Below are 16044 nucleotides of genomic sequence, written 5' to 3' on the forward strand. Positions count from 1 at the left end.
ATGCGACAGCCCTGCCCTTGCGGGGAAGGATTATGTTCTTCGCGCCTTCGCGCCTTCGCGTGAACCACAGCCCACCCCACCCCGGTTGACCGCACCCCCCGGCTTCCCGCAAAGCCACGCCATGCGCTTTTTCTCAGACAATGCCGCCCCGGTCTGCCGTCAGGTCCTCTCGGCCATGGCGGATGTGAACGAACTCGACACCGCCTATGATGGCGATCGCTGGTCGAAGTCGCTCGATGCGCAGTTTTCGGCGTTGTTCGAATGCCCGGTGCGCGCGCTGTGGGTGCCGTCGGGCACGGCCGCCAATGCGCTTGCGCTGGCGGCGCTGTGTCCGCCCTATGGCGGGGTGGTGTGCCACCGCGATGCGCATATCCAGAATGACGAGTGCGGCGCGCCCGAATTCTACACGCATGGCGCCAAGCTGATGCTGGCCGAGGGAACGGGCGCCAAGCTGACCCCGGACGGGATCGCCGCCGTCATCGACGCGATCGCCAACGACGTCCACCGGGTCCAGCCGCACGCGATCTCGATCACCAACGCGACCGAGTACGGCCTCGTCTATGCCCCCGACGACGTGGCGGCGATCGGCGCGCTGGCGCGGGCGCGGGGATTGGGGCTGCACATGGACGGGGCGCGCTTTGCCAACGCCGTCGCGCACCTTGGCTGCCACCCCGCCGACGTGACGTGGCGCGCAGGGGTGGACGTGCTGAGCTTCGGCTTCGTCAAGAACGGGGCGATGAGCGCCGAGGCGCTCGTGTTCTTCGACACCGACCTGGCCGAGGCTACGCTGATGCGCCGCAAGCGCGCGGGGCTGCTCCTGTCCAAGGGGCGCTATCTGGCCGCGCAGCTGCTGGCGATGCTGGCCGACGATGTGTGGCTGGCCAATGCCCGCGCGGCGAATGCGGCCGCGCAGGCGCTGGCGCAGGCGGCGGGCGACCGGCTCGTCCATCCGGTGCAGGCGAACGAGCTGTTCCTCAAGGCCAGCCCCGAGGACGCGGCGCGGCTGCGCGCCGCCGGGTTCGACTTTTACGACTGGGCGCCGGGAGAAATCCGGCTGGTCACGTCGTGGAATCACAGCGCACAGGCCGTGCAGCCGCTGGCCGACGCGATCGCCGCGCTGTGACTTTTGCCACCCCGCCTCGCTCGACGCGGCTGTCGGTGTTGCTGCCGTTCGCGCTGGTGACGCTGATCTGGGGATCGACCTGGCTGGTCATCAAGGACCAGATCGCCGTGGTTCCGCCCTCCTGGTCGGTCAGCTATCGATTCGCAGTCGCGGGCGTGGTGATGCTGATCTGGGCCGCGATCCGGGGCGACGGGGTGCGGCTGGGCGGACGCGGCATCGCCTTTGCGCTGACGCTGGGCTGCGCGCAGTTCGTGCTCAACTTCAACTTCGTCTATCGCGCCGAAGGGCACATCACGTCGGGCGTGGTGGCGATCGTCTATGCGCTGTTGCTGGTGCCCAATGCGCTGCTGGCGCGGGTGTTTCTGGGGCAGCGCATGGGGGGCCAATTGCTGCTCGGCTCCGCCGTCGCCATGGCAGGCGTCGCGCTGCTGTTCGTGCACGAGGCGCGGCTGAGCCCGGTCGGCCCGCATGAGGCGATGATCGGCATCGGGCTGGCGCTGGCGGGCGTGCTGTCTGCGTCGGTCGCCAATGTGATGCAGGCGACCCGCGTGGCGCGCGCCTATCCCATGTCGACGGTGCTGGGCTGGGCGATGCTGGGCGGCGCGGCGATCGACGCGGGCTTCGCGTTCGTCACGGTCGGGCCGCCGAGCTTCGAGGCGCGCTGGGGCTATGTCGCGGGGATCGCCTATCTGGGCGTGGTCGGTTCGGCGCTGAGCTTCCCCCTTTATTTCCAGCTGATCCGCACGATCGGGCCGGCCAAGGCGGCCTATACCAGCGTGCTGATCCCGGTGATCGCGATGCTGCTGTCGACGCTGTACGAAGGTTATCGCTGGTCGTCGCTGGCGGTGGGCGGCGCGGCGCTGGCGGGCGTGGGGCTGGTCATCGCGCTGAGGGCGCGCAGGCCCAACCGGTAAGTCGGATAGGCCGGGCGCCAGCCGAGCAGGCGGCGCGCCTTGCCATTCGCGACGCGGCGATTCTCGGCATAAAAGGCGCGCGACTGCGGGCTGAGCTGCGCCGCGTCGAGCGGGATTTCGGGACCGGGCGGCAGGCCAAGCAGCGTCGCGGCATAAGCCAGCACGTCGCTGTGCGGCGCCGGCAGATCGTCGGCGAGGTTATAGGCGCCCGGTGGCCCGTCGAACGCGGCGATCACGCCGCTGACGATGTCGTCGACATGCACCCGGCTGAACACCTGCCCCGGCACAGCCACCCGCACCGCCTGCCCCGCCGCCACTCGCTCCAGCGCCGAGCGACCCGGGCCATAGATGCCGGGCAGCCGGAACACGCGGGCACCGGGCAGCGCGCTCCATGCCGCGTCAGCCGCCAGCCGGGGGCCACGGCGTCCTTTCAGCGGCGCGCCTTCGTCCACCCACGCCCCGCCGCTGTCGCCATAGACGCCGGTGGACGAGAGATAGCCGATCCACGCCCCCGATGCCGCGATGGCAGGGCCGAAAGCGGAGAGCACGGGGTCGCCTGCCTCGGTGGGGGGCACGCTGGACAGGATGTGCGTCGCGTGGGCGATCTCGAACGCCACGCGGTCGGGATCGGCATAGTCGCCCCGCCGCACCGCGACGATCCGGGCACCGCGCGGGCGCAGGGCGTCGGCAATGCGCGAGGCCGTGTAACCGGGACCGAAAATCAGCAACCGCATGGGCGCGGTATAGGGCGCGCACGCGAAAAGGGGAGAGCGGACGTGCCACCCTCCCCCTTCTATCGCGACGCGATCAGGCCTTCACGAAGGCGAGCAGGTCCGGGTTGATGACGTCGGCGTGCGTCGTCAGCATGCCGTGGGGGAAGCCCTTGTAGATCTTGATCTGGCCCTTGGGCAGCAGCTTGATCTGGAGTTCCGCCGCGTCGGTATAGGGGACGATCTGATCGTCATCGCCCTGGAGCACCAGCGTCGGCACCGTCATCGCCTTGAGATCGGCGGTCTGGTCGGTTTCCGAGAACGCCTTGATCCCTTCGTAATGCGCGACGGCGGCGCCCATCATGCCCTGGCGCCACCAATTCTGGATGATGCCCTGCGAAACCGCAGCGCCCGGACGGTTGAAGCCGTAGAACGGACCCGAGGCGACATCGAGATAGAATTGCGCGCGATTGGCGGCCAGCGCCTTGCGAAAGCCGTCGAACACTTCGATCGGCGTGCCGCCGGGATTGGCGGCGGTCTTGAGCATCAGCGGCGGAATCGCGGCAACCAGCACGGCCTTTGCGACGCGGCCCTGGGGAATGCCGAACTTGGCGACATAGCGCGCGACTTCGCCGCCGCCGGTCGAATGGCCGATATGGACCGTGTTCTTCAGGTCGAGATGCTCGGACACGGCCGAGGCATCGGCGGCATAGTGATCCATGTCGTTGCCGGTTGCCGCCTGCGACGACCGGCCATGGCCGCGACGGTCATGCGCGACGACGCGGTAACCGTTCGCGAGGAAGAACAGCATCTGCGCGTCCCAGTCGTCCGACGACAGCGGCCAGCCATGGTGGAACACGATCGGCTGGGCATCCTTGGGACCCCAATCCTTGTAGAAGATCTCGACGCCATCCTTGGTCTTCACAAAACCGCTGCTCATGGGGGGTACTCCGTTGGGGGCTTGGGGGGTGGGCTGCGAATGCACGGCAGCGAACGCCGCCGAGGGAATCAGCGTCGTCGCCGCGACGCCGGCGGCACCCGCGACCAGCGCGCGCCGCGAGACGGCGAGCGCGAAATCGTCAGAGGTCGGGTTCTTGCGCATGGGAAGTCTCCGCGGGGTTGCTGTGTTCCCCCCATGTGGCGCGAAGACCGACTAGACGAAATAATACGAAGGTGTGCGGAACGGGCGCTTCGACCGGCACCCGACCTATACGCAGGTGTATAGCGGGCTATCCCGCCGGCATCATTGCGCGCCGTAGCCGCCGAACTGCACGCCGAAGAAATCGCCCTTGTTCCAGCGCGGGCGCTGATCGCCATCGGCCAGGGCGCGCAACACGGCGGTGTTCACGCGCAGGAACTTGGCGGCGCTAACCCAGTCGAACGGCAAGTCGATCTGGTCCGACGGCTTGTGATAATGGTTCGCTAGGAAATCCTTTTGCGCGGCATCGCCCGCACCGCCGGGGCCGGTATCGACCGACACGGCGGGGATGCCCGCCTTGACGAAGCTGTAGTGATCCGATCGGACGAAGAACATTTCCTCGGGCGCGGGGTCGGGCACAACCTTGAGCCCTTCCGCTGCTGCTGCCGCCGCGACGACCGGGCCGATGCTCGATCGCTCGCCGCCCAGCGCGACCAGATCGGTCAGCGGAAAGGTGAGGATCGGCATGTCGAGATTGAGGTCGGCGACCAGCGACTCGCGCGGCACGACGGGATTGTGCGCGAAATAATCGGAGCCGATCAGCCCCTTTTCCTCCGCCGTCAGCGCGAGGAACAGGATCGAGCGGCGCGGGCGCGTGCCCGATCGCTGGATCGCGCGCGCCGCCTCCAGGATCATCGCCACCCCGGCGGCATTGTCCATCGCGCCGTTATAGATGCGATCGCCCTTCACGGCCTCGCCCAGCCCGACATGATCGAGATGGGCCGAGGCGACCACCACTTGGTCCTTGAGCGCCGGATCGCTGCCCGGCAGCATGCCCAGCACGTTGCGGCTCTGCGCCATGCGCAGCCAGGTGCGGGTGCCGAGCGACAGCGTTGCGGCCAGCGGCCCGGTGGGCAGCGCCGCGCCGCGCCGTTCGGCGGCAAGCACGCTGCGCCAGCGGATCTTCGATCCCGCGAACAGCTTCTCCGCGCCCGCCGACGATACCATCCCCACCACCGGCGCCCCCGGCGCAGGCGCGAACACCTTGCCCTCCGGCGTCGCCCAGGTGCTGCGTTGATAGTTCCAATAGGGGGCAAACGCCTCGAACGGGAATTCGGCATGGCGCGCGGCGGATTCGAGCAGGATCACTGCCTTGGCCCCGCGTTGCTGCGCGAGCAGTGCCTTCTGGTCGTCGTCGCCGAAATGCGCCTCGACTGCGTTGGGCAGCCCGGCGGGGACGCCGGGGAGCAGCGCGACGATCTTGCCGCGCACGTCGAGCCCCTTGTAATCGTCGCGCTTACCCTGCGGATAGACGATGCCGTATCCGGCGAACACTACCTGCCCCTCGGCCGTGAAATCGGGGTTGGAGGGCACGCCGCCGTTGAGGAAATCGACGCCGAAGTCGAACGGCACCGCCTCGGTGCCGCGCGTCAGCGTCCATTTCGCCTTTTCCGAGGGGCGGTAATTGGCGATGGCGACCGGCTGGAACCAGCCGCCGTCCTTGCCCGCAGGGGTCAGCCCCGCGGCCAGCATCTGCGCCGCGACATATTCCGCCGCCACGTCATAATCGCGCGTCCCCGCCTCGCGCCCGCGCAGGGCATCAGAGGCGAGGAACTGGATATGCGCCTTGATCGCCGCCTGCTCGGGCGGAAGCTGTTGCGCGACTGCCGCAGGGGCGGCGAGGAGCAGCAGCGGCAGGAGCAGGCGGCGGAGCATCACTTCTCCATCGGTCCGCCGAACGTGGTGCCGAAGAAATCGCCCTTCTTCCACATCGGCTTCACGTCGGCGTCGGCGATCTCGCGCGCGATGCGATAGTTCACGTCGACGAAACGCACGCCCGATTCCCAGTCGATCGGGCGTACCTGCGCCACTTCGTCCGAAGGCTTGTGGTAGTTATCCGCCAGGAAGCTGTCGGTCGCGGCCTTGCCCTCACCCTTCTCGCCCGGCCACAGGAAGACCGAGGGGATGCCCTGCTGGACGAAGCGATAATGGTCGGATCGGACGAAGAATGCCTCGTCCGGCCGCGGATCGCTGCCCACGCCCACGCCGATCTGCGCGGCGGCGCGCGCCACCGTGTCGCCCAGCGTCGAATGCGCCGCGCCGAACGGCGTCACGTCCTCGAACTTGTAGGTGATGATCGGCATGTCGAGATTAACGTCGGCGACCAGGTTTTCCTTGGGCACCGTGGGGTTGTGCGCGAAGTAATCGGAACCGACGAGGCCCTTTTCCTCCGCCGTCACCGCCAGGAACAGGATCGAGCGGCGCGGCGCCTTGCCCGATGCCTTGAACCGCTTTGCTTCCTCGATCAGCGAGGCGATGCCGACCGCATTGTCCATCGCGCCGTTATAGATGGTGTCGCCCTTCGCATCCGGCTTGCCGACGCCGACATGGTCGAGATGCGCGGAGAGGACGACGACTTCCTTGCCCAGCACCGGATCGCTGCCGGGCAGGATGCCGGCGACGTTATAGCTGGTGATGGGCGTGAGCGCGGTCTTGCTCGCCACGGTCAGCGTCACCGGAAGCACCATCGGCTTGAACGTCGCGGCGTCATTCTCGGCAAGCTTGAGGATGCTGGCCCAGGGCGTCTTCGCCCCTTCGAACAGCTTGGCCGCGCCCACCTGGCTCAGCATACCCATGCCCGGCGCCGCCGCCGTGGGGATGAAACCGGTGCCGTCGGCATGCGCCCAGGTGACGCGCGGACGATCCCAGTTCGCCGCAATCATCTTGAACGGATAGCTGCCGCGCCCGCCGCGCGGCCCCTCCAGCGCGATATAGCCGACCGCGCCGCGCTTCATCGCGATCTCGCCCTTGGTCGCCGCGCTGCTGAAATGCGCGCGCTCTTCCGCCGGGAAGGCGCTGGGGGCACCGCCGAAGAAGACGACGATCTTGCCCTTCACATCGACGCCCTTGTAGTCGTCGCGGCCCAGCCCGACGATGCCATAGCCGACGAACGCAACCGGCGCGGTGCGCGTGAAATTCAGCGTGGCGGGATTGGCGCCGGGGACATAGTCCTCGCCAAAGGTCAGCGCGACGGGTGCCCCGCCCTTGCGCGTGATCGCCATGCTGCCCTTGTCCGCCGCCTTGTAGCTGAGCAGCGGCACTTTTTGCAGATACGATCCCGCATCGCCCCCCGGGCGCAGGCCCTGCGCATAGAATTGCGACGCGACATATTGCGCAGCAATATCATATTCGGGCGACCCCGCGTCGCGCCCGCGCATCGCATCGGATGCCAGGAACATGACATGGCTCTTCATCGCCGCCTGGTCGGCGGGCAGTTCGGCGTTGATGACGGCGTTCTTGTCGGCGCTGCCCACCTGCGCCGCCACCGGCGTCGCGAGCAGCAGGGCAAGGGTAAGCGGCGTGGCAAAACGAAGCATTCGGTATGGACCCCCAGGGAAGGTGCGGGAAACTGGCCTATCGGTAGCATTCCGCAGGCCATAGGCAAGCTGCCACTTTGTAGTGGCGGTCGCACGACTTGCCCTTATATCCCCTGATTATGGCAGATGTTCAGACCGCAACCCAGGCGCCCACCATCACTCGGCGCGAGGACTATCGCGAGCCCGACTGGCGCGTCCCCGCCATCGCGCTCGACTTCGATCTCGATCCGGCGGCGACGCGCGTGCGCGCCACGCTGACCGTAGAGCGCAACGGCGCGCACGATCGCCCGCTGCGGCTGGACGGCGACGGGCTGACCCCGGTTGCGGTGCGGGTGGACGGCGTTGCCGCCGAGGGCTGGTCGATGGACGGCCCGAACCTGGTCATCCCGCTGACGGGCGATGCGCACAGCGTGGAGACCGAGGTCGTGATCGCGCCCGAACGCAATACCCAGCTCCAGGGGCTCTATGCCTCGCAGGGGATGCTGTGCACCCAGTGCGAGGCCGAGGGTTTCCGCCGCATCACGTTTTTCCCCGACCGGCCCGACGTGCTCAGCCGCTATACGGTGCGGATGACGGCGGACAAGGCGCGCTTCCCCGTGCTGCTGGCGAATGGCGATCCGATCGCGCAGGGCGATCTGGACGGCGGGCGCCACTGGGCCGAATGGAACGATCCCTTCCCCAAGCCGAGCTATCTGTTCGCGCTGGTCGCGGGCGATCTGGTCGCCAATCGCGGCAGCTTCACCACCATGTCGGGGCGCGAGGTGCAGCTCGGCATCTGGGTGCGCAGCCCCGATCTGGCCAAGACCGACCATGCGCTCCACGCGCTCAAGCTCAGCATGGCGTGGGACGAGCGCGTCTATGGCCGCGAATATGACCTGGACGTGTTCAACATCGTCGCGGTCGACGATTTCAACTTCGGCGCGATGGAGAACAAGGGGCTGAACGTGTTCAACAGCCGCTACATCCTCGCCGACCCCGACACCGCGACCGATTATGATTACGACGCAATCGCCGCCGTCGTTGCACACGAATATTTCCACAACTGGTCGGGCAACCGCGTGACGTGCCGCGACTGGTTCCAGCTCAGCCTGAAGGAAGGCTTCACGGTCTTTCGCGACCAGAGCTTCTCCGCCGACCAGGGCAGCGCCGCCGTCAAGCGGATCGAGGATGTGCGCGGACTGCGCGCCAGCCAGTTCCCCGAGGATTCGGGCCCGCTGGCGCATCCGGTGCGCCCGGACGAATATATCGAGATTTCGAATTTCTACACGGCGACGATCTACAACAAGGGCGCCGAAGTCATCCGGATGATGCACACCATCCTGGGGCCGGAGAAGTTCCGCGCGGGCACCGACCTGTATTTCGATCGCTTCGACGGGACGGCCGCGACCTGCGAGGATTTCGTCGCGAGCATGGAAGCCGCGAGCGGTGTGGACCTCATCCAGTTCCGCCGGTGGTACAGCCAGGCCGGCACGCCGCGCGTCTCGGCCACGCTGACGCGCGAGGGGGGCCGCGCCCGCCTGACGCTGCGCCAGACGGTGCCGCCGACGCCGGGCCAGCCGGTCAAGGAACCGATGGTGATCCCGCTGCGGCTCAAGCTGTTCGGCGCGATCACGGGCCGGGCGATGTGCGACGAGCAACTGTTCCTGCTCAAGAACGAGACCGCCGAAATGGTGTTCGAGAATCTGAGCGAACAGCCGGTGCTGTCGATCAATCGCGACTTTTCCGCGCCGATCGTGGTGGAGACCAATCGCACCGCCGCCGACCTTGCCTTCCTGTCGGCGCATGACGACGATCCGTTCGCCCGGTACGAGGCGATGCAGCAGCTGATGCTGGACACGCTGGTCGCTGCCGTCGCCAATGGCACGGCGGACCATCAGCCGGTGATCGACGCGGTGCGCAATACGCTGACCGACACCTCGCTCGACCATGCGTTCATCGCGGAGGCCGTGTTGCTTCCGTCCGACAGCTTCATCGGCGACCAGATGGCCGTGGTCGAGCCCGAGGCGATCTTCCGCGCGCGCGAGGCGCTGCGCCGCGATCTGGGCCGCGCGCTGGAGCGCGAATGGCGCGCGCTGTACGAATCGGTGCAGGCCAACCGCTTCGAATATTCGCCGGCGGCCAAGGGTGCGCGGCGGATCAAGACCGTGGCGCTCGGCTATATCGCCGCCAGCGGCGCGGCGGATGCCCCCGACATCGCCTTTGCCCAGTTCCAGAACGCCGACAACATGACCGATCGCCAGGGCGCGCTGACGACGTTGACGGGGGGCAATTCGCCGCTGCGCCAGCAGGCGCTCGACGCCTTCTATGCGCGCTATGCGGGCAACGGACTCGTGCTCGACAAATGGTTCCAGACCCAGGCGCTGTCGCCGCGCGACGACACCGCCGAGATGGTCGAGAAGCTGGTGCACCACCCGGACTTCACGCTGGCCAACCCCAATCGCGCCCGTGCGCTGATCGGCGCGTTCAGCGTCAACCAGCGGGCGTTCCATGACCCCTCGGGGCGCGGCTATCGCTTCGTCGCGGACCAGCTGATCGCGCTCGACAAGCTCAACCCGCAGACCGCCGCGAAGCTGATCCCGCCGCTGGGCCGGTGGAAGCGGTTCGACGCGGGCCGCGCGGCCCGGATGCGCGCCGAGCTGGAGCGGATCGTGGCGACGCCGGGGCTGAGCAAGGACATGTTCGAACAGGCGAGCAAGTCGCTCGACTGATGATCCGGCTGCTCACGGCGGCAGTGCGCGATCAGGCGCGGGTACGCACCGTCGCGGGCGTCGCGGCGCGCTTCGGGCTGGGCGTGCTGCTCGCCCGGCTGGGCTTTGCGGGGGAGGCGGATGCAGCGGACCCGGCGACGGGCGCGCTGCCCCTGCCCCGCCGGGCCCGGCTGGCGCTGGAGGCGCTGGGGCCGACCTATGTGAAGATCGGGCAGATCCTGGCGACGCGCGGCGACCTGTTGCCGCCGGACTGGATCGCCGAGCTGGAACTGCTGCAAAGCGCCGCGCCGACGCTGCCGTTCGAGGCGATCCGCGGCGAAGTCGAGACCGCGCTGGGCATGGCGCCGGAGGAGGCGTTCGCCTGGTTCGACACCCAGCCGCTCGCCGCCGCCTCGATGGCGCAGGTGCACCGCGCGCGGTTGCACGACGGGCGCGAGGTGGTGTTGAAAGTGCGCCGCCCCGGCATCCGCGCGGCGATGGAAGCCGACCTCCGGCTGATCGGCGAACTCGCCGCGCTGGTCGCGAAGAGCAGCGCGGAAGCCCGCCGATTCGAGCCGGTGGCGCTGGCGCGGCAGCTGCGCCAGGCGCTGCTCGAGGAACTGGATTTCACCAGCGAGGGGCGGAACGCCGACCTGCTGCGCGCCGATATGGCCGACGCGGCGCGCGTGGTGATTCCCGAAATCCACTGGGTATGGTCGTCCGAGACGCTGCTGGTGATGGACTATATCGCCGGGGTGAAGCCGGTGTCGGGCGCGGTGCTGCGCGACGCAGGGATAGATCCGGAGGCGATTGCCGAACTGGGCGCCGACACGGTGATCGCGATGGTGCTGGTCAACGGGCGCTTCCACGCCGATCCGCATCCCGGTAATCTTCTGTGCCTGCCCGGTGACCGGCTTGCGCTGCTCGACCTGGGCTCGATCGGGCATATCGGACCGAAGCGGCGCGACGAATTCGTCGGCTTCGTGCTGGCGCTGACCAGCGGCAATGCACGCGCGCTGGCCGATACGCTGGCGCTGTGGAGCGAGGGCCATGCCGTTCCGCGCCGCGCGATCGACCGCGCGGCGGAGGCGATCGTCCAGCGCCACGGCGGGGGCACGCTCGTCCTGTCGGCGATGGTTCCCGATTTCCTGCGACTGCTGCGCGAGGAAGGGCTGGTGCTGCCGCCCGACCTGTTGCTGGTGTTCAAGGCGATGGTGACGCTGGATGGCGTGCTTGCCGCCATCGCGCCGGGGTTCGACCTGTCGGGCGCGATCGGGCGGGCGCAGTTGCGGCTGCTTGCCAATCGCTTCGGCCCGGCGCGGATGGCATCGAGCAGCGGGGCGCTGGCGCTGGCGCTCGCCGAACTGGGCGAGGACGCGCCGCGCCTGCTCCGTGCAGCAGCGGCGCGGCTGGAGGCGCCGGCCACCGACAGCGGCACGGCGCAGGCAATCGCGCGCGCCGGCGGCTGGATCGCGACGGCGCTGCTTGGCGGCGCCGCGCTGGTCGCCGGGGCGATCTGGCTGGGGTAATTTTGGTTCCCCCGCGAAAGGGGGGGCCAGAGCCACGAGCCGATCGCCCGCGACTCTGGGCTCCTGCGTTCGCAGGAGAACCCCGTCCTCGCCTTACGCCATCACATTGCTGCCGCGCCGCACGGTGGCGGTGTGGCCGATGCTCGCGCGGGTGTTGCGTTCGGTGATCGTGTCCATGAATACCCAGTCGTTGCGCGCGGCATTGGGGGTCAGCGTCACAGCCATATAGCCGCGCCGGCTGGTGTCGCACCATTTCAGCTCGGGATTGGCGGCGACCATGGCGCTCGCGACGATCTTCGGATCGACGCCCAGCGCCGATTCATAGCCCGGCGACGTGACGGCGTGCCCGGCGAACTCGACGCCAGCGGGCTTGCCATCCTGCGCCAGATCGAACGCCCAGGCATTGTGGCTGTCGCCGCACAGCACGACCAGGTCGGCGCCCGCCGCCTGTGCCGATTTCAGGAACCGCGCCCGCGCCGCCGGGAATCCGCCCCAATTGTCGAGGTCGGCCGGAACGCCCAGCTTGCTCGCCAGCACGCCCGCCTGGACATAGGCCTTGGTCGCGGCACCGGCATCGGGCTTCAGCCATTCCATCGCCTGGGGCGGGGTGAACTGCTTACCCATGATCGTGCCGAAGCCGACGACCTGCCACTTCTGGCCGCTGCGCACCGAGCGCGCCATGGCATGGCCCAGCCACACTTCCTGCTCGCTGCCCAGCATCGTGCGCGCCGCATCCTGGAGCGGGCCGTCGCGGAATTCGGCCAGCGCCTTTGCCGGATCGCCGGTCTTGAACAACGGGCTCAGCTCGGGCTCGTCGCTGCGGGCGATCAGCCGGCTTTCGGTGCGGTACAGCGTCGCCAGCGTGCCGACGTCATAGCTGCCCCACGGCGTTTCCGACACCGGCATCCATTCCTTGAACGCCTGGAGCGACGCGGCCTTGCGGTCGCTCCATTCGCCTTCATCGGCCTGGTGGTTCTGCGCGCCCATCTCGCGGCTGTTGTTGGCCGATTCGTGATCGTCCATCTGGACCAGCATCGGCTTCATCGCGTGCAGCGCCTGCAGGTCGGGATCGCTGCGATAGCTGGCGTAGCGCAGGCGATAATCGGCGAGGTGGATCATCTCGCCCGCCGGCTCGGGCCAGCGATTCGCCACTGCGCCGCCGGAGGGCGCATAGCCGCCGCGCTTATATTCGTAGAGATAGTCGCCCAGATGGACCCACAGGTCGATATCGTCGCGCGTCGCGGCATGGCCATAGGCATTGAAGAAGCCGAACGGCAGGTTGCTGCACGAAAAAACGCCGATGCCGAAGCGGGAGACGTCGCCGACCGGCAGCGTCTTGGTCCGTCCGACCGGCGAAAAGCTGCCATCGGGCGCGACGAAGCGATAGAAATAACGCGTGTTGGGACGCAGGCCCTGCACCGTGATCTTGGCGGTGAAATCGCGCCACGGGCCGGTGATCTGCTCGCCGCCGGCCAGCACCTTGGCAAAGTCGGCAGTGGCAGAGACTTCGGCGCGCAGCTTCACTGCGTCACCGCCCGCCGGGACATAGCGCGTCCACAACAACATCGTGTCCGGCCCCGGCTCGCCGCTGGCGACCGAATGGGTAAAGCCCTGGGCAAGCGCCTGGGCGAGGGCGAATCCGGGAATGGCGAGCGCGCCAAGCCCCAGAGTGCCGGTGAGAAGCAGTGCGCGACGATCGATTTGCAAGGTCATTGGTTCCTCCGATGGGACGAGCGATGCCCCCCAGTCGTGTCGCCTTCGTGACAGCGGCGCACGGGACCGCTATGGAAGGGCGGTCGCACCCAATAAGGCGGTTTGTACATGCACCTGCTCCGGCGCTCCCACACTCCTGCGGGGAGCACTCGACTTGGCTTCTAAGTCCGCTGTTTTCGACTCCCGAACCGTTCCCCTTGCCTCGTTGCAGGCAGCCATTGCCGCCCTTCCCCGCTGGTCGATCCTGCTGTTCGCCGCCGTCGCGGTGCGCGCGCTGACCTTTGGGAATCCTGTCGTCCATGTCGACGAGGAATTCTATTTCGTAACTGCCCGGATGATGCTCGACGGGGCGCTGCCCTTTGTCGATGTGTGGGATCGCAAGCCGATCGGGCTGTTCCTGCTATACCTGCCCGCCGCCGCGTTCGGCGTGCCAGCCGGCATCTGGGTGTACCAGATGATGGCGCTGGCCAGCGTAGTCGCGACCGCCGGCATGATCCTTAAGCTGGCGCGGCGCGCGGGATGGGAGCGCGGCGGCATGGTCGCGGCGCTGCTGTACATCTTCATGCTCAATTTCGGCGACGGCCAGGGCGGGCAGGCGCCGGTTTTCTATAACCTGCTGACGGCGATCGCGATCTATCTCGCGGTCCCCCGCGCGGGCGATGCGGGCAACGAGACCTATCGATTCCGTCGCGGCGTGGCGGCGATGGCGCTGATCGGGATCGCGCTCCAGATCAAATATTCGGTGCTGTTCGAGGGGCTGTTCCTCGGCCTGTGGCTGATGTGGCGCGAGCATCGGCTGGGCGCGACGCCGATCCACGTGCTGCGGCGCGGCGCCGTATGGGCCGCCGTCGCCGCCGTGCCGACCCTGCTCGCGCTGGTCGCCTATGTCGCGATGGGACATGGCGATGCGTGGCTCTATGCCAATTTCGGCTCGATCCTGGAGCGCCAGAGCGACCCCGCCGCCGTGCTGCTGCGCGCGTTCCTCAAGATCGCACTGATCCTGGGGCTGTTGCTGATCGTCGCGGGGCTTTCGCGCCGCGTGCCGGTGAACCACCAGGCGGAGCATCCGGTGCGGGCGCTGTATTTCGGCTGGCTGATCGCCGCCGTGGTCGGGCTAATCGTGTTCGGATCGTGGTTCAACCATTATGCGCTGCCGGTGATGCTGCCCGCCTGCGTGTGCTGCGCGGGGTATCTGGGCGGGCATCGGCTGGGGCGCACCGTGGTGGCGCCCGCGATGCTGGCGATGTCGCTGTTCGGCGGCGAATATACGGCGTGGAGCGCGCAGTGGCATCGCGGCAATGCCCAGCAGCTCGAAGGGCTGGCGCGCGCGATCGGCACCGGGCCGGGGTGCATGTATGTCTATTCGGGCAATTCGATTCTCTACAGCTATACCGGGCGCTGCCGCGTATCGCCGTGGCTGTTCCCCAGCCATTTGTCGCGCGAGCGGGAGAATGGCGCGCTGGGCGTCGACCAGCTGGCGGAGATCAACCGCATTTTCGACAACCGCCCGGCGATCGTCGTGATGCGCCCCGAATATTTCGGCGAGCGGATGGAAGCGCACCGGCTGGCGGTGAAGCGGCTGGCCGAGGGCGGCTATTCGCTGCGCGGGGAGTACCCGCTGGGCGACCTGATGATCGCGGTCTATGCGGCGCCGGGCGTAGAGGCGCGGGCGGCGCCCGACCGGCGATTGGCCAGCAAGCCCTCGTAATAGGCCATCAGTTCGATCGCATGGTCGCGGTCGCTGCGCACCTTGCCCGCCGCGACGCGGGCGGCGGCGCGCAGCAGCACCGGCTCACGCGCGAACATCCGGCGAATCGCATCGGCGGCGGACAGCGCATCGCGCGCGGCATAGGTTTCGGCAAAGCGCGGATCGGCCAGCTCGGCAAAGCCGCCCTCGTCCGGCCCGATCAGCGGCAGGCCCGATGCCAGCGCCTCGGACGCGACCAGCCCGAACGGCTCGGCATCCGACCCGTGGATCAGCGCGTCGCAGCTCGCCATGATTCGCGACAGCCGCACGCGATCATAGACCGGGCGGAAGATCTTGATGTGCGGGCTGCCGGCGATGCGCGCCTCCAGATGCTGGCGCTGCGGACCGTCGCCGATCAGCATCAGCCCCACCGGCAAATCGGTCGCCGCTGCCTCGACCGCGTCGATCACCAGCGGCCAGCGCTTTTCCTTGTGGTGGCGCCCCAGCCCGAGCAACAGATGCCCCTCGGGCGGCAGGCCGAGTTGCGCCAGCATCGCCACGCGCAGTTTCTCGTCGCGCAGATCGGGGGAGAACCAGCTGCGCTCGATCCCGAGCGGCATCGACGCATCCACTGTCATCCCCCGCCGGCGAAAGCGCTTGGCCAGCGCCGGGCCGTTGGTGACGAACGCGTCATAGTGCACCAGGAAACGGTTCATGTAGCGCGTGTACCAGGCGAACGCCTGTTCCACCTGGATCGGGGTCGCCACGCTATCCAGCCAGCGCTGGGGATAGGCGCCGATCTGGTCGCCATGCGCGAAGAACACCTTCAGCGCATCGCCCTTCCACCGGGCGACGGTCCAGCCGGGCAGCCAGGGCGAGCTGCATTCGACGATGTCGGCCTTGAGCTGGTCGAGCAGCGCCCAAACCGGCTCGTCCTTGACGAAGATGCAGTAATTGCGATCGAGCAGCAGCGCGGGTGACTTGACCCAATGGATGCGGCCACCGTCGGGGCGCTCCTCCACTGCGTTTTCCAGCGCGGGGGCGACGACGATCAGTTCATGGCCCAGATCGGCCATGATCCCCATCTTGCGATCCAGATAGGTGCGCACCCCGCCGCCGGTGGGCGAGTAGAACTCGTTGACGTCGACGATGCGCATGCCCGCCTC

The 16044-nt window shown here is 68.1% G+C and carries 11 protein-coding genes; 5 read left to right on the top strand and 6 right to left on the bottom strand.

Annotation, left to right across the window (positions count from 1 at the left end; genetic code table 11):
- Positions 1–121: 121 nt before the first annotated feature.
- Both ACG3SL_RS16645 and ACG3SL_RS16650 read left to right on the top strand, forming a co-directional pair.
- Positions 122–1123, top strand: coding sequence for a threonine aldolase family protein (locus ACG3SL_RS16645; protein WP_448662282.1), 1002 nt, complete (start codon positions 122–124; stop codon positions 1121–1123).
- Positions 1120–2037: a DMT family transporter gene (locus ACG3SL_RS16650; RefSeq protein ID WP_448662283.1), complete on the top strand. Its 918-nt coding sequence runs from the start codon at positions 1120–1122 to the stop codon at positions 2035–2037. Before ACG3SL_RS16645 ends, ACG3SL_RS16650 begins: the two co-directional genes overlap by 4 nt.
- Here ACG3SL_RS16650 and ACG3SL_RS16655 read toward each other — a convergent pair.
- From ACG3SL_RS16655 to ACG3SL_RS16670, 4 genes are all read right to left on the bottom strand, one after another.
- The gene (locus ACG3SL_RS16655; protein ID WP_448662284.1) at positions 1947–2771 is read right to left on the bottom strand and encodes an NAD(P)-dependent oxidoreductase; all 825 of its coding nucleotides are present in this window, start codon (positions 2769–2771) and stop codon (positions 1947–1949) included. The two genes, ACG3SL_RS16650 and ACG3SL_RS16655, sit on opposite strands and share 91 nt — an antisense overlap.
- 73 nt (positions 2772–2844) lie before the next feature.
- Positions 2845–3687: an alpha/beta fold hydrolase gene (locus ACG3SL_RS16660; RefSeq protein WP_448665156.1), complete on the bottom strand. Its 843-nt coding sequence runs from the start codon at positions 3685–3687 to the stop codon at positions 2845–2847.
- Between the two features lie 303 nt (positions 3688–3990).
- On the bottom strand, positions 3991–5601 hold the full coding sequence (locus ACG3SL_RS16665) for a M20/M25/M40 family metallo-hydrolase (protein ID WP_448662285.1): 1611 nt from the start codon (positions 5599–5601) through the stop codon (positions 3991–3993).
- Complete coding sequence (locus ACG3SL_RS16670) at positions 5601–7262, bottom strand: M28 family metallopeptidase (protein ID WP_448662286.1); 1662 nt, start codon at positions 7260–7262, stop codon at positions 5601–5603. The genes ACG3SL_RS16665 and ACG3SL_RS16670 overlap by 1 nt, the downstream gene beginning before the upstream one ends.
- 119 nt (positions 7263–7381) lie before the next feature.
- Here ACG3SL_RS16670 and pepN point away from each other — a divergent pair, with 119 nt between their 5' ends.
- Together pepN and ACG3SL_RS16680 are read left to right on the top strand one after the other, a co-directional pair.
- Complete coding sequence (gene pepN / locus ACG3SL_RS16675) at positions 7382–9970, top strand: aminopeptidase N (RefSeq protein WP_448662287.1); 2589 nt, start codon at positions 7382–7384, stop codon at positions 9968–9970.
- Positions 9970–11478 (top strand): ABC1 kinase family protein, encoded by a 1509-nt coding sequence (locus tag ACG3SL_RS16680; protein ID WP_448662288.1) that lies wholly within the window; start codon positions 9970–9972, stop codon positions 11476–11478. Before pepN ends, ACG3SL_RS16680 begins: the two co-directional genes overlap by 1 nt.
- Positions 11479–11571: 93 nt before the next feature.
- Here ACG3SL_RS16680 and ACG3SL_RS16685 read toward each other — a convergent pair whose 3' ends face one another.
- Positions 11572–13191: an alkaline phosphatase D family protein gene (locus ACG3SL_RS16685; protein ID WP_448662289.1), complete on the bottom strand. Its 1620-nt coding sequence runs from the start codon at positions 13189–13191 to the stop codon at positions 11572–11574.
- Between the two features lie 205 nt (positions 13192–13396).
- Here ACG3SL_RS16685 and ACG3SL_RS16690 point away from each other — a divergent pair, with 205 nt between their 5' ends.
- Positions 13397–14899, top strand: coding sequence for an ArnT family glycosyltransferase (locus ACG3SL_RS16690; protein ID WP_448662290.1), 1503 nt, complete (start codon positions 13397–13399; stop codon positions 14897–14899).
- Here the strand turns inward: ACG3SL_RS16690 and ACG3SL_RS16695 are convergent.
- The gene (locus tag ACG3SL_RS16695; protein ID WP_448662291.1) at positions 14833–16035 is read right to left on the bottom strand and encodes a glycosyltransferase; all 1203 of its coding nucleotides are present in this window, start codon (positions 16033–16035) and stop codon (positions 14833–14835) included. The two genes, ACG3SL_RS16690 and ACG3SL_RS16695, sit on opposite strands and share 67 nt — an antisense overlap.
- Positions 16036–16044: the final 9 nt, after the last annotated feature.

The organism is Sphingomonas degradans, from assembly GCF_053502645.1.

Excerpts from the sequence above, each read along its gene's own strand:
- ACG3SL_RS16645 (WP_448662282.1), top strand. The coding sequence starts at position 122 with ATGCGCTTTTTCTCAGACAATGCCGCCCCGGTCTGCCGTCAGGTCCTC.
- ACG3SL_RS16655 (WP_448662284.1), bottom strand. The coding sequence starts at position 2,771 with ATGCGGTTGCTGATTTTCGGTCCCGGTTACACGGCCTCGCGCATTGCC.
- ACG3SL_RS16660 (WP_448665156.1), bottom strand. The coding sequence starts at position 3,687 with ATGAGCAGCGGTTTTGTGAAGACCAAGGATGGCGTCGAGATCTTCTAC.
- ACG3SL_RS16665 (WP_448662285.1), bottom strand. The coding sequence starts at position 5,601 with ATGCTCCGCCGCCTGCTCCTGCCGCTGCTGCTCCTCGCCGCCCCTGCG.
- ACG3SL_RS16670 (WP_448662286.1), bottom strand. The coding sequence starts at position 7,262 with ATGCTTCGTTTTGCCACGCCGCTTACCCTTGCCCTGCTGCTCGCGACG.
- pepN (WP_448662287.1), top strand. The coding sequence starts at position 7,382 with ATGGCAGATGTTCAGACCGCAACCCAGGCGCCCACCATCACTCGGCGC.
- ACG3SL_RS16680 (WP_448662288.1), top strand. The coding sequence starts at position 9,970 with ATGATCCGGCTGCTCACGGCGGCAGTGCGCGATCAGGCGCGGGTACGC.
- ACG3SL_RS16685 (WP_448662289.1), bottom strand. The coding sequence starts at position 13,191 with ATGACCTTGCAAATCGATCGTCGCGCACTGCTTCTCACCGGCACTCTG.
- ACG3SL_RS16695 (WP_448662291.1), bottom strand. The coding sequence starts at position 16,035 with ATGCGCATCGTCGACGTCAACGAGTTCTACTCGCCCACCGGCGGCGGG.